Raw genomic sequence first — 26990 nt, 5'->3', positions numbered from 1 at the left:
GTCGTTCACTCGCCCCTAAACGATAAAGTGAATGTGCTTTTTGCCATGGAACGGCGAGATCTCAATTTTGGTTTTGACCCGGAAGACATCCCACAGCAGCGACTCGGATAAAATGTCCTGCGGCGTTCCCGTCGCCACAATTTGCCCTTTCTGCATCACAATCAGCGAGTCACAGAACATCGAGGCGTGATTGAGATCGTGGATTGCGACAATGCTGGTGACCGGTAATTCGCTGATCAAATGCATCAGCTGCATCTGATGATGAATGTCCAGGTGGTTGGTCGGTTCATCCAGCAGGATTTCAGTCGGGGTCTGAGCCAGCGCGCGGGCAATGTGTACGCGCTGGCGCTCGCCGCCGGAGAGGCTCAGCCAGCCCTGGTCGCTTTTATCCAGCATATCCACGCGCTGCAGGGCGGCGGTGACGGTCTCGTCATCGTGCGTGCTCCAGTTGGAAAAAGGGGAGTGGTGCGGAATACGCCCGAGCTTCACCACGTCGCGCACGCGCATATTGGCGTCGGTCATCCCGTGCTGTTCAACGAAGGCGACCCGGCGGGCAAGCTGCTTTTTGGCAATGCGAGAGATGTCCTGGCCGTCCAGCGTCACACAGCCCGCATCCGGGCGGCGCAGACCAGCCAGAATGCGCAGAAGCGATGATTTACCGCAGCCGTTAGGGCCAAGCAGTCCTACCGTTTCTCCCCGTGACACCTTCAGCGAAACGTCATTAACGATGACTTTTTTACCCACCTTCCAGGTAATATTTTCAGCGCAGATACTCATCACTTATTCCTTGAGCGGTAGATAATCACGGCAAAGAACGGAACGCCTACCAGCGCGGTTACCACGCCCACGGGCAGGCTTTGCGGGGCAATCAGCATGCGCGAGGCGATATCTGCCAGCACCATCAGGATTGCGCCTGCCAGCGCGCTGGCAATCAGCAGCGTACGGTGCAGCGGCCCGAACAGGAAACGCATGACGTGCGGTACCACCAGTCCTACAAAGCCGATTGAGCCCGCCATGCTAACGATGGTCGCGGTAATCAGTGCGGTGGTGGTGAAGAGCGCCAGGCGCACCCACGGGACGGCGATGCCCAGAGACGCCGCGGCGTCATCGCCGAACGTAAAGGCATCCAGCGCCCGGGAATAGTAAAGGCAAACGGCTAGCCCAATCAGCACCACCACCAGTGCCAGCTGGAACTCAGGCCAGCGAACGCCGCTGAAGCTGCCCAGCAGCCAGAACATTACGTCGCGCGCCTGCTGCGCGCTGGCGGAGGTGCTGATGGTGTAGGCGGTAATGGCGTTAAACAGCTGAGAGGCGGCTACGCCCGCCAGAATGGTGCGTTCATTGCCGCCGCGCGCGCCGTTGGTCAGGAAGGCGACAAACGCAAAGGCGGCGAACGCCCCGGCAAAGGCGCCGGCGGAGAGCGACACCGCGCCGGTGCCGATCCCCAACACCACGACGGATACCGCCCCGGTCGACGCGCCTGCGGACACGCCAAGCACGTACGGCTCCGCCAGCGCGTTCTTCAGCAGGCTCTGCAATACGGCACCGCAGATGGCCAGCCCTGCGCCGCAGCAGGCTGCCACCAGCGCGCGGCTCAGGCGAAAGTCCCAGATAACGCTCTCATAGATGCGGTTGAGCGGAACGCCGGTGAACCCCATTTTATTGCTGATGGCATAAAAGACGTTCTGCAGCGGGATGGACAGTTCGCCGACGCTGACGCTTAGCGCGATAACCAGAAATAACAGGACAAAGGCGAGCAGGCACGAGCTCATCAGCACCAGGCTCTGCCGGGCCTGAAGAACGGCGGATGTCATCAGTTCAGCCCCAGTTTTCTGAGCTGTTCGCCGACCTGCTCAGCCCCGTAAATCGTGCGGATTGTCGGGTTCATCGCCTGGCCGTCCATCACCACGATATGGCCTTTTTTCACCGCGTCCAGCTGGCTTACCGCCGGATCGCTCTTCAGGAATTTGATTTTTTCTTCCGCGTTATCCAGTGCCCAGCGGTTGCGGTCGAGGCTGGACACCACGATGACATCCGGATTGGCGGCAATAATGCTTTCCCAGCCGACGGTTGGCCATTCGGTCTCAGAAGTGATGGCGTTGTGCCCGCCCAGCACGTCAGCGATGAACCCAGAGGCGCTGTTTTTACCGCCGACGTAGGCGTCCGCAGAAGGGGATGAGCTGGAGAACCAGAAGACAAACGACAGGTCTTTTTTATTCTTGCTGAATTCCTTACGCAGGTCGGCCTCGCGTTTTTTGAAATCCGCAATGACGGCCTGGCCGCGATCTTCAACGTTGAAAATTTTAGCGAAATCCTCAATCTCTTTATAGAGATAGGTCATATCCCACAGCTTCTGGCGGCTGCCGTACATATCGCCGGCGGCCTTTTTGGTCGCGCACATGCCCGGTGATAAATAGCTGTTCACGCCGACGGTGGCCAGATCTTCACGCTTTGCGACCTTACTCTCCGGCCCGAGCAGCAGAGGAAGCTGGGCAGGAACAAAATCAGGGTTTTGCGACAGGATGGATTCCAGCGTCGGGATTTCTACCGTCAGGGTTTTGATTTTTGCATTCTGTTCCGCCAGCTGCGGCAGCACTTTGGTCGGCCAGAAGGCGCTGGCCTTCACCTTATCTTCCAGGCCCAGCAGGAGCAAAATTTCGACGGTGTTCTGACCCAGGGCCACGACGCGTTCCGGCGCTTTGGTGAACGTCTCTTTATAGCCACAGTTTTCAATCGTCAGGGGATATGTGGTTGCCAGAGCAGAACCGACCGACGCAATCGCCAGGCCTAACGCGCAGATGACCTTTTTCATTAAACGCTACCCTTCATAAATATTATTGTTGTTGCAAATGAAACTCATTATTAAGGCGGAATTTTATACAGAGGAAACGATTTTGTGTCAATGAGGGACAGTTGCGCAGGGTAAAGAATGGCGGTGTCAGAAAAACACCGCCGGAATGCGGCCTTAAGCCAGGCTCTCTTTATCAATCCCGAGACGCTTCATGCGCGACAGCAGGGTGGTACGTTTTAACCCCAGGCGCTGGGCGGCACCTTTTGGTCCGGCGACCACGCCGTTGGTCTCTTTCAGCACGCGCATTATGAGCTGATATTCATCTTCTCCCTCTTTTGCTGTCTCGGCGGCGGGCGCGATCGCGTCAGGAAGCGTAACCTCAGGCAGGGAGAGCTGCAGCACATTGCCGCGCGTCAGCAGCACCGCGCGCTCAATGACGTTTTCCAGCTCGCGCACGTTGCCGGGCCATTCCATTGATGAAAGGGTGCGTAACGTCTCGGCAGGGATACTGTCGATGTTGCGTCCCATCCGGCGCGCAATCTTCGCGGTAAACGCTTTGACCAGCAGGGGAATATCTTCCGGGCGTTCGCGCAGCGGCGGCAGGAAGATCGGGAAGACGTTCAGGCGATAGTAAAGATCGCTGCGAAACTCGCGGTCGGCGACCATTTTTTTCAGGTCGCGGTTGGTGGCGGCAATCAGCCGCACGTCGGTCTGGATAAGCTTGTTGCTGCCCAGGCGCTCAAACTCCTGCTCCTGCAGGACGCGCAGCAGCTTCGGCTGTAGCTCCAGCGGCATATCGCCCACTTCGTCGAGGAACAGCGAGCTTTTGTCCGCCAGCTCAAAACGGCCCAGACGCTGGCTGCTGGCCCCGGTAAACGCGCCGCGCTCGTGGCCGAACAGGTCGCTTTCCAGCAGTCCCGCTGGCATCGCGGCGCAGTTCATCTTCACCATCCTGCGGCTGTTGCGGTTGCTCAGATTGTGGATGGCGCGGGCAATCAGCTCTTTACCCGTGCCGGTTTCGCCCAGGATCAGCACCGTGCTGTCGCTTTGCGCCACCATTTCAACCTGCTTGAGCACGCTGTACATGGCATCGCTGCGCCCGATGATTTCACCAAACTCGCTGTCCACGTTGTTGAGCTGTTCGGTCAGGGCGAGGTTCTCATCCACCAGCCGCTCTTTCAGACGATGAATTTCCTGATAGGCGAGGGCGTTATCCAGGGCGATGGAAATACGCTCGGCGATCTGGCGCAGCAGCTTCAGGTTGGCGGTGGTGAATACGCCCTCCTCACACTGCGCCAGCTTCAGCACGCCGAGCATGGTGTCACCGGACATGAGGGGCAGCAGGCACAGCGTCTGAATTTTGTTGCCCCAGGTGTTGAACAGCATTCGCTCGTAAGGGGCCACCGGATCCTGTTCGTTCAGGTTGAGCAGCAGGATCTCTTTGCTTTTAAACACCCGCTCGGAGAGCGTACCGGCCTCATCGACCTCGCTCTGCTCGTGTGCCGGATTGGCCTCATCAAGATAGTGGGTGGAGTAGATGTTGAGCTTGCCCTTGCGATGGCCGCGCAGCGCGATGCTGATAGCGTCGATTTTAAAATAGTGGTGGATCTCTTTTGAGACTTCGCTGACCAGCTCGTCCATGTCGAGCCGTGACAGCACGGCGTTGGTGATGGCGACCAGAATGCGGAAGTTGTCGCGCTCGCGGCTCAGCAGGTCGTAATCGACGTTATTGGTGACGCGGCTTTGGATCTGCTCCGCGACGACGGCCACAATCTGGGTAAAGGTGTGCAGGCGTTCGTACTCCGCCTCGCGCCACGGCTGGTCGGTGGTGCGGATAAACTCGCAGCCGCCAAAAATCTGGCCCTCTGCCGCCAGCGGCAACATGCAGTAATGCCCGAAAGGCTGATAAAGGTTGCTCTCCGCAAGCCTCGGCCACGCCTGCCGGAACTCGTCAAAATTGCAGTGCAGCACTTCAGGCCGGGAAAGAATGCGGCGCACCGGGCCATGCGCCAGATACGTTTCGTCTTCGTATTCAAACGTTTTGCCATTATCGCGCGTTGAGTAGTAGCTCGCGCGATGCGTTCCGCTATGCCAGAGCACAATCGCGGCGCTGTCGGCCAGCGCCGACTGCCTGACCAGCCGCGTCAGGGCATCGCTCAGCGCGCCGAGATCGGGCTGCTGTAAAAGTGTGCGCGTGATGTCAAACAGGCCCTGCTGTCCAAGATCGCTCATCGGTGTATACGGCATATTGCTTTCCAATAGAAACTGGCAAAAAGAGACGTTCAGTGCTGACCGCTTTTGGCGCGGTTCTAGCAAATACGGGGTAAGGGTTCCGCGTGCGGCAGATCCAGCGTGCGTTTCACGCCGTAAAGCCCGGTCAGGCGCACCCCTTTGCGCTCAACCACTTCACCAATGATTGCCGCCTCGCGTCCTGAGGGGTGCGCCCGCAGCTGTTCAAGCACGGCCTGTGCCGCGGCGCGTTCAACGCCAACCACCAGCTTGCCTTCGTTGGCAAAGTTGAGCGGGTCAAGCCCCAGCAGTTCGCAAAGCCCGCGAACGGCGGGCTTAACGGGCAGGCTGCGCTCGGCGAGCTCAATCCCGCACCCGCAGCTTGCCGCAAATTCATGGACCACGGCGTTTACGCCGCCTCGCGTCGCGTCCCGCAGGGTCTTCACGCCGGGGATCGCGCGCAGCGTCTGAATCAGCGGGGTGAGTACCGCGCAGTCGCTGCGCAGTTCGCCGTCCAGCCCCAGGCCTTCGCGCAGGTTCAGGATGGTCGCCCCGTGGCAGCCCAGCGTTCCGGTCACGATCAGCACGTCGCCCACGCCGAGGCGCTGCGCGCCCCAGTGAATATCGGCGGGGATTGCCCCCATGCCGGCGGTGTTGATGAACAGTTTGTCGGCCGCGCCGCGCTGTACCACTTTGGTATCGCCGGTGACGATAGCAATCCCCGCCTCGCGCGCGGTCTGCGCCATGCTGTTGACCACCGCGGTGAGCGTCTCCATCGGCAACCCCTCTTCAAGGATAAACCCGCAGGAGAGGTAGCGCGGAATGGCGCCGCTGACGGCGACGTCGTTCGCCGTACCGCAGACGGCGAGCTTGCCGATATCGCCGCCCGGGAAGAACAGCGGGTCAATCACGTAGCTGTCCGTAGAGAAGGCCAGCCTGTCGCCCTGCGCGGTGAGGGTCGCGAGGTCAATGCGCGCCTGGTCTTCCTGCTCGGCGAGCCAGGGGTTGTTGAAGGCTTCCATAAACAGCCGGTTAATCAGTTGCTGCATCGCCTGTCCGCCGCTTCCGTGCGCCATTTCAACCGTATTCATGCTTCACTCTCCTGGTTGCGATACTGATACCACGCGGCACACGCCCCTTCGGAGGAGACCATCAGCGCGCCAAACGCCGTTTGCGGATTACAGGTGTTGCCGTATAGCGGGCATTGATCAGGCTTGCATTTACCGGTGAGCACCTCGCCGCAGCGGGCACGGGGATCGTCGCAAACCTGCTGCGGCTGCGGGCGGAAATGCGCTTCGGCGTCGAACGCGCGATAGGCCGGCGTCAGGCGCACGCCGGATTCGGCAATCAGCCCCAGGCCACGCCATTCGCTGTCGCCCTCAACGCAAAACACGTCGGCTATCGCCTGCTGGGCCCGTTCATTGCCTGCATCCGGTACCACGCGGCGGTACTGGTTTTCCACTGCACTCAGGGCCGCTATTTTCTGCTCAACCAGCATGGCGACACCTTGCAGTAGATCAAGTGGTTCGAAACCAGCGACCACTAACGGACGATTGTACTGTTCAGCGATAAAACCGTAGGCGTCTGTGCCAATCACCATGCTGACATGCCCCGGCGCCAGAAAGGCGTCAATTCCGTTTCCCGGCTCTTCCAGCAGGCTGCGCAGCGTGGGGATGAGCGTAATGTGCTGGCAGAAGAAGAAAAAGTTATCGACGCCGCGCGCTTTCGCCTGCTGCAGCGTGATGGCGGTGGCGGGCATGGTGGTTTCAAAGCCCAGGCCAAAAAACACCACCTTGCGCGCGGGGTTATCCGCTGCCAGCGTCAGGGCATCCATCGGCGAATAGACGATCCGGATGTCGGCCCCGCGCGCTTTTGCCTGCAGCAGCGAGCCGTTTTTCCCCGGCACGCGCATCGCGTCGCCAAAGGTGCAGAAAATGACGTCGGGCCGGCTGGCAATCTCGATGCAGCTGTCGATACGCCCCATCGGCAGAACGCAGACCGGGCAGCCGGGGCCGTGAATAAACTCGATGTTGTCCGGCAGCAGCTGGTCGAGGCCAAATTTGAAGATGGCGTGCGTGTGTCCGCCGCACACCTCCATGATCCGCAGCGGTTTTTCTGCCGTGTACTCCAGCAGCGCCGCGCGCGTTTTCAGATGCCCGATAAGCTGCAGCACCTGCTCCGGGGCGCGGTATTCATCAACGTAACGCATGATTATCGCTCCTCGCCGTACAGCAGCGCGCCCACGTCAGGCTCCACGTCGAACATGTTTTGCAGGGCGTCGAGCGTGTCGCGGGCTTCCGCTTCGTTAATTACGCTCATGGCAAACCCCACGTGCACCAGCACCCACTGGCCGAGACGCGATGCGCCGCTTTCATCGCTGCTGCCGACCAGCGTCAGGTCGACGTCGCGCAGTATGCCGCAGACCTCGACTTTGGCCTGATTACCGTCGATGGAGTGAATCTGTCCCGGTACGCCTATGCACATCGTTCGTTCTCCAGCCAGCGAAGCCAGCCGTCCATGCCGTCGCCGCGCGTGGCGGAGACCAGCAGAATGTTAATGTCCGGGTTCACCTCGCGGGCGTACGCCAGGCACTTATCCACGTCGAAGTTCAGGTACGGCAGCAGGTCGACTTTGTTCAGCAGCATGAGGGAGGCGGCGGCAAACATATGCGGGTACTTCAGCGGCTTGTCTTCGCCTTCGGTCACCGAAAGCACCGCGACTTTATGCCGTTCACCGAGGTCGAAGCTCGCCGGGCAGACCAGGTTGCCGACGTTTTCAATAAACAGAATACCGTTGTCCGCCAGCGGCAGGCGCGGGGCGGCGTCGGCAATCATCTGCGCATCCAGGTGGCAGCCTTTGCCGGTGTTGACCTGAATCGCCGGTGTGCCGGTTTCGCGAATGCGCGCCGCGTCGTTAACGGTTTGCTGATCGCCTTCTATCACCGCGCAGGAGACGCGCCCGTTCAGGCGCTTGAGCGTTTCCGTGAGCAGCGTGGTTTTGCCGGAGCCGGGGCTGGAGACCAGGTTCAGCACCAGCTGCTTGCGGGTGGCAAAGCGGGCGCGGTTGCGGGCGGCGAGCTGGTTATTTTTGTCCAGCACGTTGATCTCCACCTCCAGCATCTGGCGCTGGCTGATGCCCGGCGCGTGGGTACCCGCTTCGCCGTGGCCGTAGTGCAGATCGCCCGCATCGGAGCGTTGCGGGACGAAAGCGATCCCGGTCAGTGCCGCAGAGGGACGTGGGGCTGGTGAAAACGGCGCGGAGCGAAACGCGGAATGAGGACGGTGTTCATCCCCTTCTATATACAGGTTGCCTTCGGCGCAACCGCAGGTGCTACACATACTTTACTCCTTCTCGATTTCGAGGCGTTGGATCTGCATGCCGTCATCTGCCACGATGCGCAGCCCGGTGCTCTGGCACTGCGGACAGCGCTGAACCTTCGATGACAGCAGGGTGACGTACTGCTGGCACTGCCCGCACCAGCACTCCGCCTGCTGCTCTTCAATATGCAGTTCGCAACCTTCCGCCAGCGTGCCGCGGCACACCAGCTCAAAACAGAAGTTCAGGGCGCTGGTCTCGACGCAGGAAAACGCCCCGACCTTCAGCCAGACGCCGGTGACGCGCTTCGCGTGGTTTTGCACTGCCTGCTGTTCGATAAGTTCCAGAGCCCGCTGGCAGAGGGTGATTTCGTGCATGACGCCTCCTCAATGAATTGCGCCATTGAATGCAATAACAGTGCCAGCTTGATTTTTGTTAAGGCGTGTCGATGTCAACGCTGTCGAAATGACACGTCGACACCCCGGCGTTGACAGCGTCTTTTTGGTTTAATTTCTTTAAAATCAATCAAATAAAAACTGGCATGGAATCTGCTTAACAGCCGCTATCTCCATTAAACGGATACCTTCTATGACTATTTGGGAAATCAGCGAAAAAGCGGATTACATCGCGCAGCGTCATCAACAGCTGCAGGACCAGTGGCACCTCTACTGCAACTCTCTGGTCCAGGGCATTACCCTCTCGAAAGCGCGTCTTCACCACGCGATGAGCTGTGCGGCGCAGGGCGACATGCAGTTTGTCCTCTTCGGCCATTTCATCATCAACGTTACCCTGGCGGATAACTTCAACAGCCACACCATTGAGTACCACCTCGAGACAAAAGACGGCCAAAAACAGTGTATTGCGAAGGCGCAGCTGATGGCCGATGGCATGGTGGACGGCCACGTCAGCAACCGCGATCGCCAGCAGGTGCTGGAGCACTATCTGGAAAAAATCGCGCCGGTTTATAACGGCCTGTACGCCGCAGTCGAGAACGATCTCCCGGTCAACCTGAAGCAGCTGATGGATGGAAATGCCTCAGCAAACGTGGCCTGACCGATGCGTGTCGAGAAGTGTCGACAAGACAGTTTTTCGTCAAAAATGACTATCACCAGAGGATGACCCGGTGAACCGTTTTGTAATTGCTGACTCGACGGTCTGTATTGGCTGTCGAACCTGCGAGGCGGCGTGTTCGGAAACGCATCGCCTGCATGGGCTGCAGTCCATGCCGCGCCTGCACGTCATGCGTAATGAAAAAGAGTCTGCCCCGCAGCTCTGCCACCACTGTGAAGATGCCCCCTGCGCAGGCGTCTGTCCCGTGAATGCCATCACCCGCGTTGATGGCGCTGTCCAGCTGAACGAAAGCCTGTGCGTAAGCTGCAAGCTGTGCGGCATTGCCTGCCCGTTCGGCGCGATTGAATTTTCCGGCAGCCGCCCGCTGCACATTCCGGCGAACGCCAACTCGCCAAAAGCCCCGCCCGCGCCGCCGGCGCCTGCGCGCGTAAGCACGCTGCTGGACTGGGTGCCCGGCATCCGCGCCGTTGCGGTGAAGTGCGACCTGTGCAGCTTTGATGAGCAGGGGCCGGCCTGCGTGCGCACCTGCCCAACCAAAGCGTTGATTCTGGTTAACATTCGCGACATCGCACGTACCAGCAAGCGTAAACGCGAGCTGACCATCAACAGTGATCTTGGCGACCTTTCTCTGCTACAGGCGCTTAACGAGGGGGCGAAATGAACGCGGCGATGATGATTACCAGCGCGATAGCCTGTTTTGCTGCCGCCGCCGTTCTGGCGCAGATCTTCTCTTTCCATAAAATCCTCAGCGGCTTGGTCGCCGGGGTCGGCGGGGCGGTAGGTAGCCTGATGACGCTGGCGGCAGGCGGTGCTGTTCTGCTCGGCGGGCAATCCGTTGACGCGCTCGTGCCGCTGATTCGCCACGCCGTTGAGATCGCGCCGCTGAACGCCGTCTGGCTGGTGACGTTTGGCTTGTGCGGGCTGTTTATCAGCCTGTTCAATATCGACTGGCACCGCCACCCGCACGCTAAAGCCAACGGCCTGCTGGTCAATCTGCTGATGGCGACGGCGGTCTGCACCGTTATCGCCAGTAACCTCGGCGCGCTGGTGGTGATGGCGGAGATCATGGCGCTCTGCGGCGTGTTTCTGACGGGCTGCAGCGCCTCCGGCAAGCTGTGGTTTGCATTGGGACGCCTGGGGACGCTGCTGCTGGCGCTGGCCTGCTGGCTGGTGTGGCAACGCTTCGGCACGCTGGACTTCGCTGCGCTCAACGGCCATCCGCTGGGGAATGACGTCTGGCTGCTGGGCGTGATTGGCTTTGGCCTGCTCGCCGGAATCATCCCGCTGCACGGCTGGGTGCCGCAGGCGCATGCAAATGCCTCCGCGCCCGCCGCCGCGCTGTTTTCTGTGGTGGTGATGAAGGTCGGTCTGTTCGGGATTCTGGCGATTACGCTGACCGACGGCCAGCCGCCGCTGTGGTGGGGCGTCGTGCTGCTGGTCGCCGGGATGGTTACCGCCTTCGTCGGCGGCTTGTACGCCCTGATGGAGCACAATATCCAGCGTCTTCTGGCGTATCACACCCTCGAAAATATCGGCATCATCCTGCTCGGCCTGGGCGCGGGCGTGACCGGGCTGGCGCTGAATCAACCGGCGCTGATTGCCGCCGGCTTTATCGGCGGTCTCTATCACCTCGTCAACCACAGCCTGTTTAAAAGCACCCTGTTCCTCGGCGCGGGAAGCGTCTGGTTCCGCACCGGCCATCGGGATATTGAAAAGCTGGGTGGGATTGGCAAAAAGATGCCGGTGGTTTCACTGGCGATGCTGGTCGGGCTGATGGCGATGGCCGCGCTGCCGCCACTGAACGGCTTTGCCGGGGAGTGGGTGATCTATCAGTCCTTCTTCGCGCTCGGCCAGAGCGACGTCTTTATCGCACGCCTGCTCGGCCCGCTGCTGGCGGTCGGGCTGGCGATTACCGGGGCGCTCGCGGTGATGTGCATGGCGAAAGTTTACGGCGTCACCTTCCTCGGCGCGCCGCGCACGCGCGAAGCTGAAAACGCCTGCTGCGCACCGGTGTTGATGGGTGTGAGCGTGGTTGCGCTGGCGCTGTGCTGCATCGCGGGCGGGGTTGCCGCGCCGTGGCTGCTGCCGCTGCTGGGTAACGCCATTCCGCTGCCGCTGACCGTGGCGAATACCACCGTCTCTCAGCCTATGATCGCGCTGCTGCTGATTGGCGCACCGCTGCTGCCGTTCGTCCTGATGCTGTTCTTCAAACGCGACCGACTCTCTTCCCGCTCGCGCGGTGCGGCGTGGGCCTGCGGCTACGAACACGAACAGTCGATGGTCATCACCGCCCACGGTTTTGCCATGCCGGTGAAAGAGAACTTTGCCGCGGTGCTGAAGCTGCGCCACTGGCTGAATCCGGTGGGCTGGGTACCAGGCTGGCAAAATGCCGCCGCGCCCGCACTGTTCCGCCGTCTGGCGGTCATCGAGCTGGCGGTGCTGGTGGTGATTGTGATTTCACGAGGAGCCTGACATGAGTTTGTTACTGGCATTACTTCAGGCGCTGGTGCTGTTCGCCGCTGCGCCGCTGCTTTCCGGGATTAGCCGCGTGGCGCGCGCCAGGATGCACAACCGTCGCGGGCCTGGCGTGCTTCAGGAGTACCGCGATCTCTTCAAACTGCTTTCTCGTCAGAGCGTGGCCCCGGACGCCGCAGGCTGGGTCTTCCGCCTGACGCCGTTCGTGATGGTGGGGGTGATGCTGACCATCGCCACCGCGTTGCCGGTGGTGACGGTGGGCTCGCCGCTGCCGGCGCTCGGCGATCTGATTACGCTGATTTACCTCTTCGCCATTGCCCGCTTCTTCTTTGCCATTGCGGGTCTGGACACCGGAAGCCCGTTTACCGGCATCGGCGCCAGCCGCGAGGCGATGCTGGGCGTGCTGGTTGAGCCGATCCTGCTGCTGGGGCTGTGGGTCGCCGCGCAGGTCGCGGGTTCAACCCATATCAGTTTTATCACCGACACCGTTTATCACTGGCCGGTTGCCCGCTCGATCCCGCTGGTGCTGGCGCTGTGCGCCTGCGCGTTCGCCACGTTTATCGAGATGGGCAAACTGCCGTTCGACCTTGCGGAAGCCGAGCAGGAGCTGCAGGAAGGGCCGCTCACCGAATACAGCGGCTGCGGCTTTGCGGTGCTGAAATGGGGCATCAGCCTCAAACAGCTGGTGGTGCTGCAGATGTTTGTCGGCGTCTTCTTCCCGTGGGGGCAGATGACGCACTTCTCCGCGGGCGGCCTTGTGCTGGCCGTGGTGGTAGCCGCCCTCAAGCTGCTGGTCGGCGTGCTGGTGATTGCCCTGTTTGAAAACAGCATGGCGCGCCTGCGTTTTGTGGAAACGTCGCGCATCACCTGGGCCGGTTTTGGTTTTGCATTTTTAGCGTTCGTCTCCTTGCTGGTGGCGTGATTAAAGAGAGTTTTTATGTCTGAAGAAAAGAAAGGTCAGCAGTATCTCGCCGCGTTGCATCAGGCTTTCCCCGGCGTGGTGCTGGAGGAGTCCTGGCAAACCAAAGACCAGATAACCGTCACCGTAAAGGTGAACTACCTGCCGGAAGTGGTGGAGTTCCTCTATTACCAGCAGGGCGGCTGGCTGTCGGTGCTGTTCGGTAACGACGAGCGTCAGCTGTGCGGCAATTACGCCGTGTACTACGTGATGTCGATGGAGCAGGGGGAGAAGTGCTGGCTCACCGTGCGCGTAGAGGTCGATCCGGCTAAACCGGAATACCCGTCCGTCACGCCGCGCGTGCCTGCCGCCGTCTGGGGCGAGCGCGAAGTGCGCGACATGTACGGCCTGGTGCCGGTTGGCCTGCCGGACGAGCGCCGCCTGGTGCTGCCGGACGACTGGCCGGACGAACTTTATCCGCTGCGTAAAGACAGCATGGACTACCGCCAGCGCCCGGCGCCGACCACCGACAGCGAAACCTACGAGTTCATCAACGAGCTGGGCAGCAAGAAGAACAACGTGGTGCCGATCGGCCCGCTGCACGTCACCTCCGACGAGCCGGGCCACTTCCGCCTGTTCGTTGACGGCGAAAACATTATCGACGCCGACTACCGCCTGTTCTACGTCCATCGCGGCATGGAAAAGCTGGCGGAAACCCGCATGGGCTACAACGAAGTGACGTTTCTTTCTGACCGCGTGTGCGGCATCTGCGGCTTCGCCCACAGCACCGCCTACACCACCTCGGTGGAGAACGGCATGGGGATCGTGGTGCCGGAGCGCGCGCAGATGATCCGCGCCATTCTGCTGGAGGTGGAGCGCCTGCACTCGCACCTGCTGAACCTCGGCCTGGCCTGCCACTTCGTCGGCTTTGACTCCGGGTTTATGCAGTTCTTCCGCGTGCGCGAGGCGTCGATGAAGATGGCAGAGATCCTCACCGGGGCGCGCAAAACCTACGGCCTGAACCTGATCGGCGGGATCCGCCGCGACCTGCTGAAGGACGACATGATCCAGACCCGCCTGCTGGCGCAACAGATGCGCCGCGACGTGCAGGAGCTGGTGGACATGCTGCTCAGCACGCCAAACATCGAGCAGCGCACCGTGGGCATCGGCCGTCTTGACCCTGAAATCGCCCGCGACTTCAGCAACGTCGGCCCAATGGTGCGCGCCAGCGGCCACGCCCGCGATACCCGCGCCGATCACCCGTTTGTCGGCTACGGCCTGCTGCCGATGACCGTGCACAGCGAGCAGGGCTGCGACGTTATTTCGCGCCTCAAGGTGCGTATCAACGAGGTATTCACCGCCCTGAATATGATCGACTTCGGCCTCGATAACCTGCCGGGTGGCCCGCTGATGGTGGAGGGCTTTACCTACATCCCGAACCGCTTTGCCCTCGGCTTTGCCGAAGCGCCGCGCGGGGACGACATTCACTGGAGCATGACCGGCGACAACCAGAAGCTCTACCGCTGGCGCTGCCGCGCGGCCACCTACGCCAACTGGCCAACCCTGCGCTACATGCTGCGCGGCAACACGGTTTCCGATGCGCCGCTGATCATCGGCAGCCTCGACCCGTGCTACTCCTGCACCGACCGCATGACCGTCGTGGACGTGCGCAAGAAGAAAAGCCAGGTGGTGCCGTACAAAGAGCTTGAGCGCTACAGCATTGAGCGTAAAAACTCGCCGCTGAAATAAGGACTCGCCATGTTTACCTTTATCAAAAAAGTGATCAAAACCGGCACGCAGACCAGCCGCTATCCGCTGGAGCCGATGCCGGTGGATAAAAACTTTCGCGGCAAGCCGGAGCACAATCCGCAGCAGTGCATCGGCTGCGCGGCCTGCGTCAACGCCTGTCCGTCGAATGCCCTGACGGTGGAAACGGATCTCAAAACCGGCGAGTTGGCCTGGCAGTTTAACCTCGGGCGCTGCATCTTCTGCGGCCGCTGCGAAGAGGTCTGCCCGACGGTCGCCATTCGCCTGTCTCAGGAGTACGAGCTGGCGGTGTGGAAGAAAGAGGATTTCCTGCAGCAGTCGCGCTTTGACCTGTGCAGCTGCCGCGTCTGCCGGCGTCCGTTCGCCGTGCAGAAAGAGATCGACTACGCCATCGCGCTGCTGCAGCACAACGGCGACGCCCGCGCGGAGCATCATCGTGAAAGCTTTGAAACCTGCCCGGAGTGCAAGCGTCAGAAGTGCCTGCTGCCGTCCGACCGTATTGATATCACCCGCCATATGAGAGAGGCCAGCTGATGGACAATTTACTCGGCCCGCGCGACGCAAACGGCATTCCGGTGCCGATGACGGTGGACGAATCCATCGCCAGCATGAAGGCGTCGCTGCTAAAAAAAATCAAACGCTCGGCCTACGTCTACCGCGTGGACTGCGGCGGCTGCAACGGCTGCGAGATTGAGATCTTCGCCACGCTGTCGCCGCTGTTTGACGCCGAGCGGTTCGGCATCAAGGTGGTGCCGTCTCCGCGCCATGCTGACATCCTGCTGTTCACCGGGGCAGTGACACGCGCCATGCGATCCCCCGCGCTGCGCGCCTGGCAGTCCGCGCCGGACCCGAAAATCTGCATCTCGTACGGGGCCTGCGGCAACAGCGGCGGCATCTTCCACGACCTTTACTGCGTCTGGGGAGGCACCGACAAAATCGTGCCGGTGGACGTCTACATTCCGGGCTGTCCGCCGACGCCTGCCGCGACGCTGTACGGCTTTGCGATGGCGCTCGGCCTGCTGGAGCAGAAAATCCACGCGCGCGAGCCGGGCGAGCTGGATAACCAGCCTGCGGCCATCCTGCACCCGGACATGGTGCAGCCGCTGCGGGTCAAGGTCGACTGCACGGCGCGGAAACTGGCGGGCTACCGCTATGGCCGCCAGATTGCCGACGATTATCTGCGCCTGCTGAGCCAGGGCGACCATCAGGTGGCGCGCTGGCTGGAGGCGGAAAACGATCCGCGCCTCAACGAGATTGTGGCGAACCTGAACAGCGTTGTGGATGAGGCGCGTATCCGATGAGTGAAACGGTGGTGTTCAGCCAACTGAGCCGTAAGTTTATTGATGAGAACGATGCCACGCCGGATGCGGCGCAGCAGGTGGTCTATTACAGCCTGGCGATTGGGCATCACCTCGGGGTGATCGACTGCCTCGAAGCGGCGCTGAGCTGCCCGTGGCCTGAGTACCTGGCGTGGATCGCCACGCTGGAGGAGGGCAGTACGGCGCGGCGCAAAATGGAGGGCGTGCCGAAGTACGGCGAGATCGTTATCGACGCCAACCACATTGCGATGCTCGCCAACGCCTTTGACGCGGCGCTGAGCAGACAAACCCCCGAGCAGCAGGCGTGGAGCAAAACGCTGCTCGGCATGCTGCATGACATTCATCAGGAGAGCGCCATCTACCTGATGGTGAGGAGATTACGTGACTGACGTTTTACTGTGCGTGGGCAACAGCATGATGGGCGACGACGGCGCGGGGCCGCTGCTGGCAGAGATGTGCGCCGCGAACCCGCAGGGCGGCTGGGTGGTTATCGACGGCGGCAGCGCGCCGGAAAACGACGTGGTCGCCATCCGCGAACTGCGCCCGGAGAGGCTGTTAATCGTCGATGCCACCGATATGGGGCTCAACCCCGGTGAGATCCGCCTGATTGACCCGGACGACATCGCCGAGATGTTTATGATGACGACGCACAATATGCCGCTGAACTACCTGGTCGATCAGATTAAAGACGACGTGGGCGAGGTGCTGTTTTTGGGCATTCAGCCGGACATTGTCGGATTTTATTACCCGATGACGCCGCCGGTGAAAGAGGCGGTGGACGTGGTGTATTCACGGCTTGCCGGGTGGGTTGGGGATGGGGGATTTTCTCCACTCTGAGCAGTGCCGGGTGGCGGCATTGCCTTACCCGGCCTACCAAACCCATCTCCCCCTCCCTGTGGGCTGAGGGTTCCCCACAAAATAATGCCTGCAGGGACGACCCCCTCTCCCTTTAGGGAGAGGGCTGGGGTGAGGGGGAACATACGGCTCTGGTGGTCATTCCGTTCACTTCATGTTCCTTGCTACTCTGTAACGACATGACCGGTGAACGTGCCAGGGTGGCTCAATCGTCACCACCCTGGCGACCCGGGCTCCCGGCGGTAAATCGCCGCTTCGCGGTACCCTCAGCTTATTCCTTCAGGCTATCGGGTCGGGCATGAGCCTGCATCCCTGCAGGCCACGCCCTCTCGGCGCATCCCTGCGCCTCGCCCCGGCCTTACGGAAACGCCTCGGCGATTTACAGCCGGACCAGGGCATCGCTGTAATCCATTCATTTTCCTGAAGCAACATTCACCGCTTCCGGTTAAAAAAATTACTGGGGATCCCTCAGCCCTGTGGGAGATGGCTGGGGTGAGGGCAACAGCCTATTCGAGATCCGCCCCGTTACTCGCAATCACCTTCTTATACCACCCGAACGATTTCTTGCGCTTGCGGTCAAGCGTGCCGTTGCCCGCGTCGTCGCGGTCAACGTAGACAAAGCCGTAGCGCTTGCTCATTTCACCCGTTGAGGCCGACACCAGGTCGATACAGCCCCAGGTGGTATAGCCCATCAGCGGCACGCCGTCCTCAATTGCGTCGCCCATCGCGCGGATATGCTCGCGCAGGTAGCTGATGCGGTAGTCGTCGTTAATCTCGCCATTCGCATCGATCTCGTCCTTCGCCCCGAGGCCGTTTTCCACCAGGAACAGCGGCTTCTGGTAGCGGTCGTACATCATGTTCATGGTGATGCGCAGGCCGAGCGGGTCAATGCCCCAGCCCCATTCGCTCACCTGTATGTGCGGGTTACGCAGAGACTTCACAATGTTCGCCGCGCTGGTGTTGCCCGCGTTCATGTCCGCCGACGCGCAGCGCGAGGCGTAGTAGCTGAACGAAACGAAATCGACGGTGTTTTTCAGCAGTTCGTCATCGCCCGGGTCTTTCACAATCACCACGCCTTTCTCGCGGAACACGCGGGCGGAGTAGGCCGGATAGCGGCCGCGCGCCTGCACGTCGATAAAGAACAGGTTCTCGCGATCTTTCTCCAGCGCCATCCACACGTCTTCCGGCTTGCAGGAGTACGGGTAGAAATTGCCGCCCGCCAGCATGCAGCCCACCTGGTTTTCCGGGTTCACCTCGTGGGCGATTTTGGTCGCCAGCGCGCTCGCCACCAGCTCGTGGTGCGCGGCCTGGTACTTCACCTGGTCCTCGTTTTCACCTTCTTCGAAAACCAGCCCCGCGCCGGAGAACGGGCTGTGCAGCATGATGTTGATTTCGTTGAAGGTCAGCCAGTATTTCACCAGCCCGTTAAACTCTTCAAAGCAGGTGCGGGCGTAGCGGGCGAAGAAATCGACCATCTTGCGGTTGCGCCAGGAGCCGTACTCCGTCACCAGGTGCATGGGGACGTCGAAGTGGCAGAGCGTCACCAGCGGCTCGATATTGTACTTTTTGCACTCCTCGAACACCGCGCGGTAGAAGGCAATACCTTCCTTATTCGGCAGCGGCTCGTCGCCGTTCGGATAGAGGCGGCTCCAGGCAATCGAGGTGCGGAACACCGTAAAGCCCATCTCCGCCATCAGGGCGATGTCTTCTTTATAGCGATGGTAAAAATCAATCGCCTCGTGGCTCGGGTAGAACTCGTCGTCACGCAGCGAAAAACGCTTTTCCTTACCGAGCTTCACCGCCAGGCGATTCGCGCCGTGGGGGATCATATCGACCGTCGTCAGCCCTTTGCCGCCTTCACGGTAAGCCCCTTCACTCTGGTTAGCGGCAAGCGCGCCGCCCCATAAAAATCCTTGTGGAAAAACAGACATTCTTACCTCGCTTTCAATTTATGCTTGTGCCGCTTTGCTTTGGGCCGGTGCGGTCTGCAGGGCGCGCGCTTTTTCGGCGTCGTCTTCAACCGGGATATCCTCAAAGCCGAGTATCAGGGTCAGAACAAACGACAGCACCACTGCCAGCCCCATCACGCCAAACACCCAGACGATGGTCATCGGGTTCGCCGGGTCAAAGAACTGCACGCTGGTAAACAGCCCCGGCGCCGCCATCGAGTGGCTGGCAAGACCCGCGATGCCGGCCACCGCGCCGCAGATAAAGCCGCTGATCAGGCTCGCAATCAGCGGACGCTTCAGGCGTATCGCCACGCCGTACAGCGCCGGTTCAGAGATCCCCGCCATAATGGCGGAAGCTGCCGCCGCCAGCGCCGTCTGGCGCAGTTCCGGGTTTTTGGTTTTCCACGCCACCGCCAGCGACGAGCCGCCGAGCGACAGGTTGGCGCCGATTTCGGACGGCATCACCATCCCCTCTTTGCCCGTTTCGGCAATGGTCTGAATGATGGTCGGCGTAAAGACGCGGTGCATCCCGGTCATGACCAGCAGTGGCCACAGCGCGCCCATAATGGCAACGGAGAGCCACCCCAGATAGCCGTGAATGGTGTAAACCAGCGCGGAGATGGCGCTACCGATCCAGATGCCCAGCGGCCCAATCAGCACGATGGCAAGCGGGGCGGCAATCAGCACGATCAGCATCGGCTTGAGGAAGTTTTTCGTTACCGCCGGGGTAATGCGATCGACCCAGCGTTCGATGTAAGACAGGCACCAGGTCATCACCAGCGCGGGGATGACGGTGTAGGTGTATTTCACCGCCGTCACCGGGATAAAGGCGAACTCAACGTGCTCGCCCTGCGCGGCTTTCGCCATCAGTTCGATAAAGCTCGGGTGGACCAGCACGCCCGCAATGGCTATCGCCAGCGACATGTTGGTTTTGAACTTCACCGCCGCCGAGGCCGCCACCATCAGCGGCAGGAAGAAGAACGCGCCGTCGCCGATGACGGTCAAAATGGTGAGCGTCGGCGCGCCTTTTGGCAGCACGCCGGTCATCTCAAGGATCATCGCCAGCAGCTTGACCATCGAGCCGCCGATGATCGCCGGGATCAGCGGGGACATGGTACCGATCAGCGCGTCGAGGATCCCGGCGCCGATGCGGCGTAATGTCAGTTTCTGCGGGCCTTCCGGTACAGCAGGCTGCAGGCTGCCTGGCAGCAGGCTCACCACTTCGCGGTACGCCTGAGAAACGGTGTTGCCAATAATGACCTGACACTGGTTGTCATTGCGTACCACGCCGAGCACGCCGCTGATGCTTTTCAGGCGCGCGGCGTCGGTAAGGCTTTCGTCTTTCAGGACGAAGCGCAGACGCGTCATGCAGTGGGTGACGGCGACAATGTTCTCTTTGCCGCCCAGCGCGCTGACAACGTCGTTCGCCAGCGCGGCGTAATTTTTGGCCATCGGATGTGATCCTGTTATCGTTGTGAGAAATGTAGGAAACCGGTTCCACATAATCATCATGAGTTTTTATGAATGAAACAAGATGGCTTTTTGACCATTTTTTCGTTTCGTGATGCGGATCGCAATGGGGTGCTAAAAGCGTGATTTCGCCGCTGCGACAATTTCCCCGCGGTGCAGTACACTGCGCATCATCAGAGGCAGACGGATTAACAACATGACCACGATGCTTGAAGTGGCGAAGCGGGCAGGCGTTTCGAAAGCCACGGTGTCCCGGGTGCTGTCGGGAAATGGCTACGTCAGCCAGGAGACCAAAGACCGGGTGTTTCAGGCCATTGAAGAGAGCGGCTATCGTCCGAATTTACTGGCGCGCAACCTGGCGACCAAGCGTACTCAGACGCTGGGGCTGGTGGTGACGAACACCCTTTATCACGGCGTTTACTTTAGCGAACTGCTGTTTCACGCCGCGCGCATGACGGAAGAGAAAGGGCGGCAGCTGATCCTCGCGGACGGCAAGCACAGCGCGGACGAAGAGCGCGAGGCGATCCAGTACCTGCTTGATATGCGCTGCGACGCGGTGATTATCTATCCGCGTTTCCTGAGCGTGGAAGAGATGGATGAGATCGTCGAGAAGTGCGAGCAGCCCATCATGGTGCTCAACCGCCGCCTGCGGAAAAACAGCAGCCACAGCGTCTGGTCCGATCATAAAGCTTCCAGCCAGGACGCGGTGGCGCAGCTGATTGCGAAAGGCCACCGGGACATCGCGTTTATTACCGGCTCGCTGGATTCGCCGACCGGGGTTGAGCGTCTTTCCGGCTACAAAGACGCGCTGGCGCAGCACGGTATTCCGCTGCGCGAGGGGCTGATCGCGCAGGGGAAGTGGAACCCCGCCAGCGGCGCGACGGCGGTGACCGAACTGCTTGCGCGCGGCGAGCGCTTTACGGCGCTGGTGGCGAGCAATGACGATATGGCGATTGGCGCGATGAAGCAGCTGCACGACAGCGGCGTTGCCACCCCGGACGCGGTATCGGTGATCGGTTTTGACGACGTGGCCATCGCGCCTTACATCGTGCCGTCGCTCTCCAGCGTTCGCATCCCGGTGACGGAGATGATCCAGGAAACCATTAGCCGCCTGATCTTCATGCTCGACGGCGGAGAGTTCAAATATCAGCAAACCTTCTCCGGCGAGCTTGTCCTGCGCGACTCGGTTATTGACGGCCCGCACCGCTGATGTCGACAGCTGTCATCGTCATAAGTGACGATGACAGCGCCGCTGTGATTTTTAAAATAGCTTTAAATCAATAGGTTAATAATTGGCACGGTTTATGAATATCTCCGCGCATAACTGTAATGCTGGAGAAGCAGATGAACCGTTTTATTATGGCCGATGCCAGTAAGTGTATTGGTTGCCGTACCTGTGAAGTGGCGTGCGTGGTTTCCCATCAGGCAGAGCAGGATTGCGCGTCGCTTACCCCTGACACCTTCCTGCCGCGCATTCACGTCATCAAAGGCGTGAATATTTCCACCGCCGCCATCTGTCGTCAGTGCGAAGACGCCCCGTGCGCGAACGTCTGCCCGAACGGGGCGATCAAACGCGAGAAAGGCTTTGTGCACGTGATGCAGGAGCGCTGTATTGGCTGCAAAACCTGCGTAGTCGCCTGCCCGTACGGCGCGATGGAGGTGGTGGTCCGTCCGGTGGTCCGCAACAGCGGAATGGGGCTGAGCGTGCGCGCGGAAAAAGCCGAAGCCAACAAATGTGACCTCTGCTACCACCGCGACGCCGGCCCGGCCTGCATGGAAGCCTGTCCGACGCACGCGCTGGTCTGCGTCGATCGCGACAAGCTTGAGCAGATGAGCGCGGAAAAGCGCCGTCGCGCGGCGTTCGACACCTCCTCATCACTGCTGTTCTGATCCGCCATGAGCAGTAACGGCGTACAGCTGCGCGTGCGCGGCAAGGTGCAGGGCGTGGGGTTTCGTCCCTTCGTCTGGCAGCTGGCGCAACAGCTTCAGCTTGCAGGCGATGTCTGCAACGACGGAGAGGGCGTGCTGGTGCGCCTCGCGGGTAATGGGGGGGCCTTTACCGCGAGGCTGCATCAGGACTGCCCGCCGCTGGCACGCATTGACCGCGTTGAAGCGCAGCCGTTCACCTGGGCGCGCGTGCCGAAGGACTTTACCATCCGCCACAGCGCGGGCGGGGCGATGGACACCCAGATTGTGCCGGATGCCGCGACCTGTCCGGCATGTCTGGCTGAAATGCGCGATCCGCGCGAGCGCCGCTATCGCTACCCGTTTATCAACTGCACCCACTGCGGGCCGCGTTTCACCATTATTCGCGCCATGCCCTATGACCGCCCGGCGACGTCGATGGCGGCATTCCCGCTCTGCGCGCCGTGTGAAGCGGAGTACCGCAACCCTGCCGACCGACGTTTTCACGCCCAGCCGGTCGCCTGCCCGGACTGCGGGCCCGCGCTTGCGTGGCGGGCGGGCGACGTCACTGCTGCCGGTGAGGCTGCGCTGAGCGCGGCGGTGAAGACGCTGAAAAACGGCGGTATTGTCGCCATTAAAGGGCTGGGGGGCTTTCACCTCGCCTGTGACGCACGGGATCCCCAGGCGGTCGCGACGCTTCGCTCGCGCAAGCAGCGTCCGGGTAAACCGCTGGCGGTGATGATCCCGAATGCCGACGCGTTACCCGCGTCGATTCAGACGCTGCTCGGCTCACCCGCTGCACCCATCGTACTCACGCCGAAAGCCTGGCTGCCCGCATTTCCCGACGGCATCGCGCCGGGTCTGGATGCGTTAGGCATCATGCTGCCCGCTAACCCGCTGCATCATTTACTGATGCAGGACTGCCGGCATCCGCTGGTGATGACCTCCGGCAACCTCAGCGGTCGTCCGCCTGCCATAACCAACGAGCAGGCGCTGGAAGAGCTCGGCGAAATTGCGGACGGCTTCCTGCTGCACAACCGCGACATCCTGCAGAGAATGGATGATTCGGTGCTGGATCGGGACGGGGCAGTGCTGCGCCGTGCGCGCGGCTTTGTGCCGGATGCCGTCACGCTGCCGGCAGGGTTTGACGATATCCCCGCCATGTTGGCTACCGGCGCGGAGATGAAGAATACCTTTTGCCTGGTGCGCGGGAACCAGGCGGTGCTGAGCCAGCACTTTGGCGATCTCGGTGACGACGGCGTCGAGGCGCAGTGGCGTTCGGCGCTGGCGGTGATGCAGCAGATCTACGCCTTTCAGCCGCAGCGCGTGGTGTGCGACGCCCACCCCGGCTACCACACCCGGCAATGGGCGCAGGAGCAGGCGCTGCCGGTTGAAACCGTACTGCACCATCACGCCCACGCGGCGGCGTGCCTGGCTGAAAACGGCTGGCCGCGCGACGGCGAAGACGCTATCGCCCTGACGCTGGACGGAACGGGCATGGGCGAGAACGGCGCGCTGTGGGGCGGGGAGTGCCTGCGGGTGAACTATCTCGAGTGTGAACGTCTGGGAGGGCTGCCTGCCGTTGCGTTGCCGGGCGGCGATCTCGCGGCGCGGCAGCCGTGGCGCAACCTGCTCGCCCACTGTCTGGCGTTTGTTCCTGACTGGCAGCAATACCCGGAAACGCGCGCGGTACAGTGCCAGAACTGGCCGCTGCTGGCGACGGCTATCCAGCGCGGCGTCAACGCGCCGCGGTCCTCGTCGTGCGGTCGCCTGTTTGATGCGGTTGCCTGCGCGCTGGGTATCGACACGCAAACCTGGGAAGGCGAAGCGGCCTGCCGGCTGGAAGCGCTGGCGGCACGGTGCAATGGTGTGGAACACCCGGTCACGCTTGCGGTGGATAACCTCGCGCGCTTCTGGCAACAGTGGCTGGCCTGGCGGGCGGAACCCAGCGCGCGCGCCTGGGCGTTTCACGATGCGCTGGCAAAAGGGCTGGCGGATCTCGCCGCGTTCCATGCCCGGCGCTTATCGCTTTCGACAATCTGCCTCAGCGGCGGCGTGCTGCACAACCGTCTGCTGCGCGCGCGCCTGCGCCATTATCTTTCTGACTTTACGCTTCTTTTTCCTTCGCGCCTGCCTGCAGGCGACGGAGCGATCTCCTTTGGGCAGGCGGCGATCGCCGCTGCCCGGTCATGTTCAAAAAGGATTTAAAATGTTACGACTCTTACGCAATGAACCTCGCGCCGCGCTACTGCTGCTGGCTCTGGTAATGGCAAACCTGCTGGCCTGGGGATGGGCATGGCGCACCTTCAGCGACAGCACGGCGCTGATGGCGGCAAGCCTGCTGGCCTGGTGCTACGGGCTGCGTCATGCGGTAGATGCCGACCACATTGCAGCGATTGATACCGTGACGCGTAAGATGATGCAGCAGGGGAAACGCCCGTCCGGCGTGGGGGCGTGGTTCTCGCTGGGGCACTCCACCATCGTGGTGCTGGCGTCCATTGCCATCGCCGCGACCGCCACGGCATTTCAGAAGAATATGGCGTGGTTTCACGAGACCGGCAGCCTGATTGGCACGGCGGTGTCGGCGACCTTCCTGCTGGCGATGGCGCTGGTGAACATGGTTATCCTGCGCGGCGTCTGGCGCAGTTTTCAGGCGCTGAAAAAAGGCAGGCCGGTGCAGGGAGACGTCACGCTCCCGGCGCAGGGCGGAGTGATGAACTGGCTGTTCGGCGCGACGTTCCGCCTGGTGAATAAAAGCTGGCAGATGTACCTGGTCGGTTTTCTGTTTGGCCTGGGGTTTGATACCGCGACCGAGATTGGCGTATTGGGCATTTCTGCCGCCAGCGCCTCTCACGGGATATCGGTCTGGGCAATCATGATCTTCCCGGCGCTCTTTGCGAGCGGCATGGCTCTGGTCGATACCCTCGACAATTTGCTGATGGTGGGTGCCTACGGCTGGGCGTTCAACAAGCCGCAGCGCAAGCTGTACTACAACATGACCATTACCGGCACCTCCGTGGTGGTGGCGCTGTTTATCGGCGGGCTGGAAGCGCTGGGTCTGCTGATGGATAAATTCGCCCTCAGCGGCGGCGTCTGGGATGTAATTGGCGCGGTGAACGACAACCTGGGCAACGCCGGGTTTGTGGTGGTCGGGCTGTTTGTCGCCTGCTGGCTGATCTCCATGGTCAACTACCGCTGGCGCGGCTACGACGCGCTGGTGGTGCGCTCCTGAGCCGGCGGCAGCCAGGCGCGGGTAAAATCAAGCCATCCGCTGGCGGTCAGCACAATACCCTGCACGTTTTCCAGGGTATTAAGACGATAGCGGTAGTGGAACAGCGGCGTGCAGGCGCCGCTTTCGAGCAGGCGCTGAAAGAAGGCGGGCAGATGCGTTCGCAGGCTCTCTTCGCTTTCGCAATAGGTCATCAGCGTCTGCTTCGCTTTTTGCCACGGGGCCTGCCCCAGCGCCGTGGCCCACGCGGGTTCTTCCGTAAACCACTCTGCCAGCGCAAACTCCGGCACCTCGCCCGCCAGATAATCCCCCAGTAAGATATCCGCCTGCGTCAGCGCGTCGGGGGCATGCCACGCCTCACGGTCTTTCCAGCGGATGATGACGTCACAGCCGCGCTTTTTCAGGCGCGCTTGCAGCATGCTGGCCAGATCGCACAGCCCCGGCGCGTGATAGCAGACCAGCGACAGGGTGGCGGGAAGGGTGACGTCGGACGCTGCCGGAAACGCGGGCGTCGCGATGCCGTGCAAAATTTCGGTGCGGGTGTCGATATCGTCCCGGCGGACGTACTGCTGATTAATATGCTGAATTTCCTGACGCAGCCAGGCGGCCAGCGGCTGCGGTAACCCGGCGTTCAGCATCAGCCAGGCGAAACCTCCGCTGGTGGAGGTGACGGACTCCCGGGCGTTTTCGCCTTTACCTACGGTGATCCACGCGGGTTTTTCCGGCTCGCTGCGGGTGCGCCAGAACTCTATCGCATGCAGCAGCGGGTGCGCCGCAAAGTACCACGGCTGGCGCTCAAGGCGCAGGTAGTGCGAGTGGTGGTGGGCGATAGCAAAGGGACCTGCGCCAACGGTCGGCTGCTGCGGATGCGGCAGGCGACAGGCGTGATGCGCAAGACGATGCGCCAGCATGGCATCGGGGGCGCTGAGGACGATCTCCAGACACCAGGGGGCGACAAGCGACACCTGGTGAACGTGCGCGAGCCCCGCGCTGCGCGCCGGATCGGCCAGCAGCTGGTGCAGCGCGGCGAGAATATCCTCATCGCTGATGGCTTGCCCGTTGTGCCAGTGCGCGCCGCTGCGCAGATAAAAACGCCAGCAGCGCATGTCGTCGCGGGTATCCCAGTGATGGGCTAAATCCGCGACCGGCTGCGAGTGGCCGGGCGCGCAGCGCGTCAGCCCCGCGTGAACCGCGCAGATAATATGCTGTTCGGCGCGGCGGCGCTGAAGGGCCGGGTGCAGCGACGCGAGCGGGCGATGCCACGGAATGCGCAGCGTCGGCTGGTGCTTAAGCCATTTACCGCCTAAAAACGGGGTGATGATGTGGTGCAGGCTGGCGGGGTCGCCGTCGGCCAGCTGCAGCGCGCTCTGGTAATCTCCTTTCTCCAGGCAGGCGTGCATCAGCGGCGCGCTCAGCTCGCCGGTGGTCGTCAGACAGTGCAGGATGGCGCGATGCCCGCGCCCCGGCTGCGCGCTCCAGCTTAGCCAGCCGCTTTGCGCGAGCTGGCGCAGCAGGGTGCGCGCATGGCGTTCGCTGCACAGCGCAACTTCCGCGACTTCAGCGATGGTCGTGGGCGCTGGCGCTGCGCCGTAGTGCTGATAAAGCCGTTGATACTGACGGATTTTCTGAAGCTGGCGCATAGCGGCATACCGGAAAAGAAGGATGCTGAGAGTGTAGGGCTTTTTGCGGAATAAATAAGGCCGGGATGAATAAAGTG

25 protein-coding genes are annotated in these 26990 nt (G+C 61.4%); 13 read left to right on the top strand and 12 right to left on the bottom strand.

Annotated features, from left to right (window positions below; all coding sequences use genetic code 11):
• Positions 1-15: 15 nt before the first annotated feature.
• The 9 genes from ACWHWP_RS18525 to hypA all read right to left on the bottom strand — a co-directional run bounded on the left by ACWHWP_RS18525 (position 16) and on the right by hypA (position 8712).
• Entirely contained in the window at positions 16-777 is a 762-nt protein-coding gene (locus tag ACWHWP_RS18525; protein ID WP_047348036.1) for an ABC transporter ATP-binding protein, read from the bottom strand.
• Positions 777-1814: a FecCD family ABC transporter permease gene (locus tag ACWHWP_RS18520; protein ID WP_059312531.1), complete on the bottom strand. Its 1038-nt coding sequence runs from the start codon at positions 1812-1814 to the stop codon at positions 777-779. The genes ACWHWP_RS18525 and ACWHWP_RS18520 overlap by 1 nt, the downstream gene beginning before the upstream one ends.
• A complete protein-coding gene (locus ACWHWP_RS18515; protein WP_059312532.1) occupies positions 1814-2812 on the bottom strand; it encodes an ABC transporter substrate-binding protein in 999 nt (332 codons plus the stop codon). The genes ACWHWP_RS18520 and ACWHWP_RS18515 overlap by 1 nt, the downstream gene beginning before the upstream one ends.
• Before the next feature lie 153 nt (positions 2813-2965).
• Complete coding sequence (gene flhA / locus ACWHWP_RS18510; protein WP_447856130.1) at positions 2966-5038, bottom strand: formate hydrogenlyase transcriptional activator FlhA; 2073 nt, start codon at positions 5036-5038, stop codon at positions 2966-2968.
• A 62-nt stretch (positions 5039-5100) separates the two neighbouring features.
• Complete coding sequence (gene hypE, locus ACWHWP_RS18505; RefSeq protein WP_063956871.1) at positions 5101-6111, bottom strand: hydrogenase expression/formation protein HypE; 1011 nt, start codon at positions 6109-6111, stop codon at positions 5101-5103.
• Entirely contained in the window at positions 6108-7229 is a 1122-nt protein-coding gene (hypD, locus tag ACWHWP_RS18500; protein ID WP_063956870.1) for a hydrogenase formation protein HypD, read from the bottom strand. Before hypD ends, hypE begins: the two co-directional genes overlap by 4 nt.
• Before the next feature lie 2 nt (positions 7230-7231).
• The gene (locus tag ACWHWP_RS18495) at positions 7232-7504 is read right to left on the bottom strand and encodes a HypC/HybG/HupF family hydrogenase formation chaperone (protein WP_047348042.1); all 273 of its coding nucleotides are present in this window, start codon (positions 7502-7504) and stop codon (positions 7232-7234) included.
• On the bottom strand, positions 7495-8358 hold the full coding sequence (hypB, locus tag ACWHWP_RS18490) for a hydrogenase nickel incorporation protein HypB (RefSeq protein WP_447856129.1): 864 nt from the start codon (positions 8356-8358) through the stop codon (positions 7495-7497). The genes ACWHWP_RS18495 and hypB overlap by 10 nt, the downstream gene beginning before the upstream one ends.
• A gap of 3 nt (positions 8359-8361) precedes the next feature.
• Entirely contained in the window at positions 8362-8712 is a 351-nt protein-coding gene (hypA, locus tag ACWHWP_RS18485; protein ID WP_047348044.1) for a hydrogenase maturation nickel metallochaperone HypA, read from the bottom strand.
• A gap of 211 nt (positions 8713-8923) precedes the next feature.
• Between hypA and hycA the strand changes: the two genes are divergently transcribed.
• The 9 genes from hycA to hycI all read left to right on the top strand — a co-directional run bounded on the left by hycA (position 8924) and on the right by hycI (position 16702).
• Positions 8924-9388 carry a formate hydrogenlyase regulator HycA gene (gene hycA, locus ACWHWP_RS18480; protein ID WP_059312537.1) on the top strand — a complete coding sequence of 155 codons (465 nt, stop codon included), beginning with the start codon at positions 8924-8926 and terminating at the stop codon, positions 9386-9388.
• A gap of 70 nt (positions 9389-9458) precedes the next feature.
• Positions 9459-10067, top strand: coding sequence for a 4Fe-4S dicluster domain-containing protein (locus ACWHWP_RS18475; RefSeq protein ID WP_447856128.1), 609 nt, complete (start codon positions 9459-9461; stop codon positions 10065-10067).
• On the top strand, positions 10064-11878 hold the full coding sequence (gene hycC, locus ACWHWP_RS18470; protein WP_447856127.1) for a formate hydrogenlyase subunit 3: 1815 nt from the start codon (positions 10064-10066) through the stop codon (positions 11876-11878). The genes ACWHWP_RS18475 and hycC overlap by 4 nt, the downstream gene beginning before the upstream one ends.
• Position 11879: 1 nt before the next feature.
• The gene (locus ACWHWP_RS18465) at positions 11880-12803 is read left to right on the top strand and encodes a respiratory chain complex I subunit 1 family protein (RefSeq protein WP_059312539.1); all 924 of its coding nucleotides are present in this window, start codon (positions 11880-11882) and stop codon (positions 12801-12803) included.
• A gap of 15 nt (positions 12804-12818) precedes the next feature.
• On the top strand, positions 12819-14528 hold the full coding sequence (gene hycE, locus ACWHWP_RS18460) for a formate hydrogenlyase subunit HycE (protein ID WP_059312540.1): 1710 nt from the start codon (positions 12819-12821) through the stop codon (positions 14526-14528).
• Positions 14529-14537: 9 nt separating this feature from the next.
• On the top strand, positions 14538-15080 hold the full coding sequence (locus tag ACWHWP_RS18455; protein ID WP_047059951.1) for a formate hydrogenlyase complex iron-sulfur subunit: 543 nt from the start codon (positions 14538-14540) through the stop codon (positions 15078-15080).
• Positions 15080-15847, top strand: a complete 768-nt coding sequence (locus ACWHWP_RS18450; protein WP_447856126.1) for an NADH-quinone oxidoreductase subunit B family protein — start codon at positions 15080-15082, stop codon at positions 15845-15847. The genes ACWHWP_RS18455 and ACWHWP_RS18450 overlap by 1 nt, the downstream gene beginning before the upstream one ends.
• Positions 15844-16254, top strand: coding sequence for a formate hydrogenlyase maturation HycH family protein (locus ACWHWP_RS18445; RefSeq protein WP_032660335.1), 411 nt, complete (start codon positions 15844-15846; stop codon positions 16252-16254). The genes ACWHWP_RS18450 and ACWHWP_RS18445 overlap by 4 nt, the downstream gene beginning before the upstream one ends.
• Entirely contained in the window at positions 16247-16702 is a 456-nt protein-coding gene (gene hycI, locus ACWHWP_RS18440) for a hydrogenase maturation peptidase HycI (RefSeq protein ID WP_447856125.1), read from the top strand. The genes ACWHWP_RS18445 and hycI overlap by 8 nt, the downstream gene beginning before the upstream one ends.
• Before the next feature lie 524 nt (positions 16703-17226).
• On the opposite strand, the gene ACWHWP_RS18435 is transcribed toward hycI, so the two are convergent.
• Entirely contained in the window at positions 17227-18651 is a 1425-nt protein-coding gene (locus tag ACWHWP_RS18435) for a 6-phospho-beta-glucosidase (RefSeq protein ID WP_447856124.1), read from the bottom strand.
• 18 nt (positions 18652-18669) lie between these two features.
• Positions 18670-20121, bottom strand: coding sequence for a PTS cellobiose/arbutin/salicin transporter subunit IIBC (ascF, locus tag ACWHWP_RS18430; RefSeq protein ID WP_059312432.1), 1452 nt, complete (start codon positions 20119-20121; stop codon positions 18670-18672).
• A gap of 214 nt (positions 20122-20335) precedes the next feature.
• Between ascF and ACWHWP_RS18425 the strand changes: the two genes are divergently transcribed.
• The 4 genes from ACWHWP_RS18425 (at position 20336) to ACWHWP_RS18410 (ending at position 25276) form a co-directional block, all read left to right on the top strand.
• Positions 20336-21349 (top strand): LacI family DNA-binding transcriptional regulator, encoded by a 1014-nt coding sequence (locus ACWHWP_RS18425; RefSeq protein WP_234085020.1) that lies wholly within the window; start codon positions 20336-20338, stop codon positions 21347-21349.
• A 134-nt stretch (positions 21350-21483) separates the two neighbouring features.
• Positions 21484-22029, top strand: coding sequence for an electron transport protein HydN (gene hydN / locus ACWHWP_RS18420; RefSeq protein WP_023308960.1), 546 nt, complete (start codon positions 21484-21486; stop codon positions 22027-22029).
• 6 nt (positions 22030-22035) lie between these two features.
• The gene (gene hypF / locus ACWHWP_RS18415) at positions 22036-24252 is read left to right on the top strand and encodes a carbamoyltransferase HypF (RefSeq protein ID WP_447856123.1); all 2217 of its coding nucleotides are present in this window, start codon (positions 22036-22038) and stop codon (positions 24250-24252) included.
• Position 24253: 1 nt separating this feature from the next.
• Complete coding sequence (locus ACWHWP_RS18410; RefSeq protein WP_447856122.1) at positions 24254-25276, top strand: HoxN/HupN/NixA family nickel/cobalt transporter; 1023 nt, start codon at positions 24254-24256, stop codon at positions 25274-25276.
• On the opposite strand, the gene ACWHWP_RS18405 is transcribed toward ACWHWP_RS18410, so the two are convergent.
• Complete coding sequence (locus tag ACWHWP_RS18405) at positions 25249-26913, bottom strand: SgrR family transcriptional regulator (protein WP_447856121.1); 1665 nt, start codon at positions 26911-26913, stop codon at positions 25249-25251. The genes ACWHWP_RS18410 and ACWHWP_RS18405 overlap by 28 nt on opposite strands.
• Positions 26914-26990: the final 77 nt, after the last annotated feature.

It is taken from the genome of Enterobacter sp. WI-ESBL-E8, assembly GCF_053364895.1.
The sequence above is the reverse complement of the archived record's forward strand: the minus strand, read 5'-3'. Positions and strand labels throughout refer to the sequence as shown.

Excerpts from the sequence above, each read along its gene's own strand:
- ACWHWP_RS18525 (WP_047348036.1), bottom strand. The coding sequence starts at position 777 with ATGAGTATCTGCGCTGAAAATATTACCTGGAAGGTGGGTAAAAAAGTC.
- ACWHWP_RS18520 (WP_059312531.1), bottom strand. The coding sequence starts at position 1,814 with ATGACATCCGCCGTTCTTCAGGCCCGGCAGAGCCTGGTGCTGATGAGC.
- ACWHWP_RS18515 (WP_059312532.1), bottom strand. The coding sequence starts at position 2,812 with ATGAAAAAGGTCATCTGCGCGTTAGGCCTGGCGATTGCGTCGGTCGGT.
- flhA (WP_447856130.1), bottom strand. The coding sequence starts at position 5,038 with ATGCCGTATACACCGATGAGCGATCTTGGACAGCAGGGCCTGTTTGAC.
- hypE (WP_063956871.1), bottom strand. The coding sequence starts at position 6,111 with ATGAATACGGTTGAAATGGCGCACGGAAGCGGCGGACAGGCGATGCAG.
- hypD (WP_063956870.1), bottom strand. The coding sequence starts at position 7,229 with ATGCGTTACGTTGATGAATACCGCGCCCCGGAGCAGGTGCTGCAGCTT.
- ACWHWP_RS18495 (WP_047348042.1), bottom strand. The coding sequence starts at position 7,504 with ATGTGCATAGGCGTACCGGGACAGATTCACTCCATCGACGGTAATCAG.
- hypB (WP_447856129.1), bottom strand. The coding sequence starts at position 8,358 with ATGTGTAGCACCTGCGGTTGCGCCGAAGGCAACCTGTATATAGAAGGG.
- hypA (WP_047348044.1), bottom strand. The coding sequence starts at position 8,712 with ATGCACGAAATCACCCTCTGCCAGCGGGCTCTGGAACTTATCGAACAG.
- hycA (WP_059312537.1), top strand. The coding sequence starts at position 8,924 with ATGACTATTTGGGAAATCAGCGAAAAAGCGGATTACATCGCGCAGCGT.
- hycC (WP_447856127.1), top strand. The coding sequence starts at position 10,064 with ATGAACGCGGCGATGATGATTACCAGCGCGATAGCCTGTTTTGCTGCC.
- ACWHWP_RS18465 (WP_059312539.1), top strand. The coding sequence starts at position 11,880 with ATGAGTTTGTTACTGGCATTACTTCAGGCGCTGGTGCTGTTCGCCGCT.
- hycE (WP_059312540.1), top strand. The coding sequence starts at position 12,819 with ATGTCTGAAGAAAAGAAAGGTCAGCAGTATCTCGCCGCGTTGCATCAG.
- ACWHWP_RS18455 (WP_047059951.1), top strand. The coding sequence starts at position 14,538 with ATGTTTACCTTTATCAAAAAAGTGATCAAAACCGGCACGCAGACCAGC.
- ACWHWP_RS18450 (WP_447856126.1), top strand. The coding sequence starts at position 15,080 with ATGGACAATTTACTCGGCCCGCGCGACGCAAACGGCATTCCGGTGCCG.
- ACWHWP_RS18445 (WP_032660335.1), top strand. The coding sequence starts at position 15,844 with ATGAGTGAAACGGTGGTGTTCAGCCAACTGAGCCGTAAGTTTATTGAT.
- ACWHWP_RS18435 (WP_447856124.1), bottom strand. The coding sequence starts at position 18,651 with ATGTCTGTTTTTCCACAAGGATTTTTATGGGGCGGCGCGCTTGCCGCT.
- ascF (WP_059312432.1), bottom strand. The coding sequence starts at position 20,121 with ATGGCCAAAAATTACGCCGCGCTGGCGAACGACGTTGTCAGCGCGCTG.
- ACWHWP_RS18425 (WP_234085020.1), top strand. The coding sequence starts at position 20,336 with ATGACCACGATGCTTGAAGTGGCGAAGCGGGCAGGCGTTTCGAAAGCC.
- hydN (WP_023308960.1), top strand. The coding sequence starts at position 21,484 with ATGAACCGTTTTATTATGGCCGATGCCAGTAAGTGTATTGGTTGCCGT.
- hypF (WP_447856123.1), top strand. The coding sequence starts at position 22,036 with ATGAGCAGTAACGGCGTACAGCTGCGCGTGCGCGGCAAGGTGCAGGGC.
- ACWHWP_RS18410 (WP_447856122.1), top strand. The coding sequence starts at position 24,254 with ATGTTACGACTCTTACGCAATGAACCTCGCGCCGCGCTACTGCTGCTG.
- ACWHWP_RS18405 (WP_447856121.1), bottom strand. The coding sequence starts at position 26,913 with ATGCGCCAGCTTCAGAAAATCCGTCAGTATCAACGGCTTTATCAGCAC.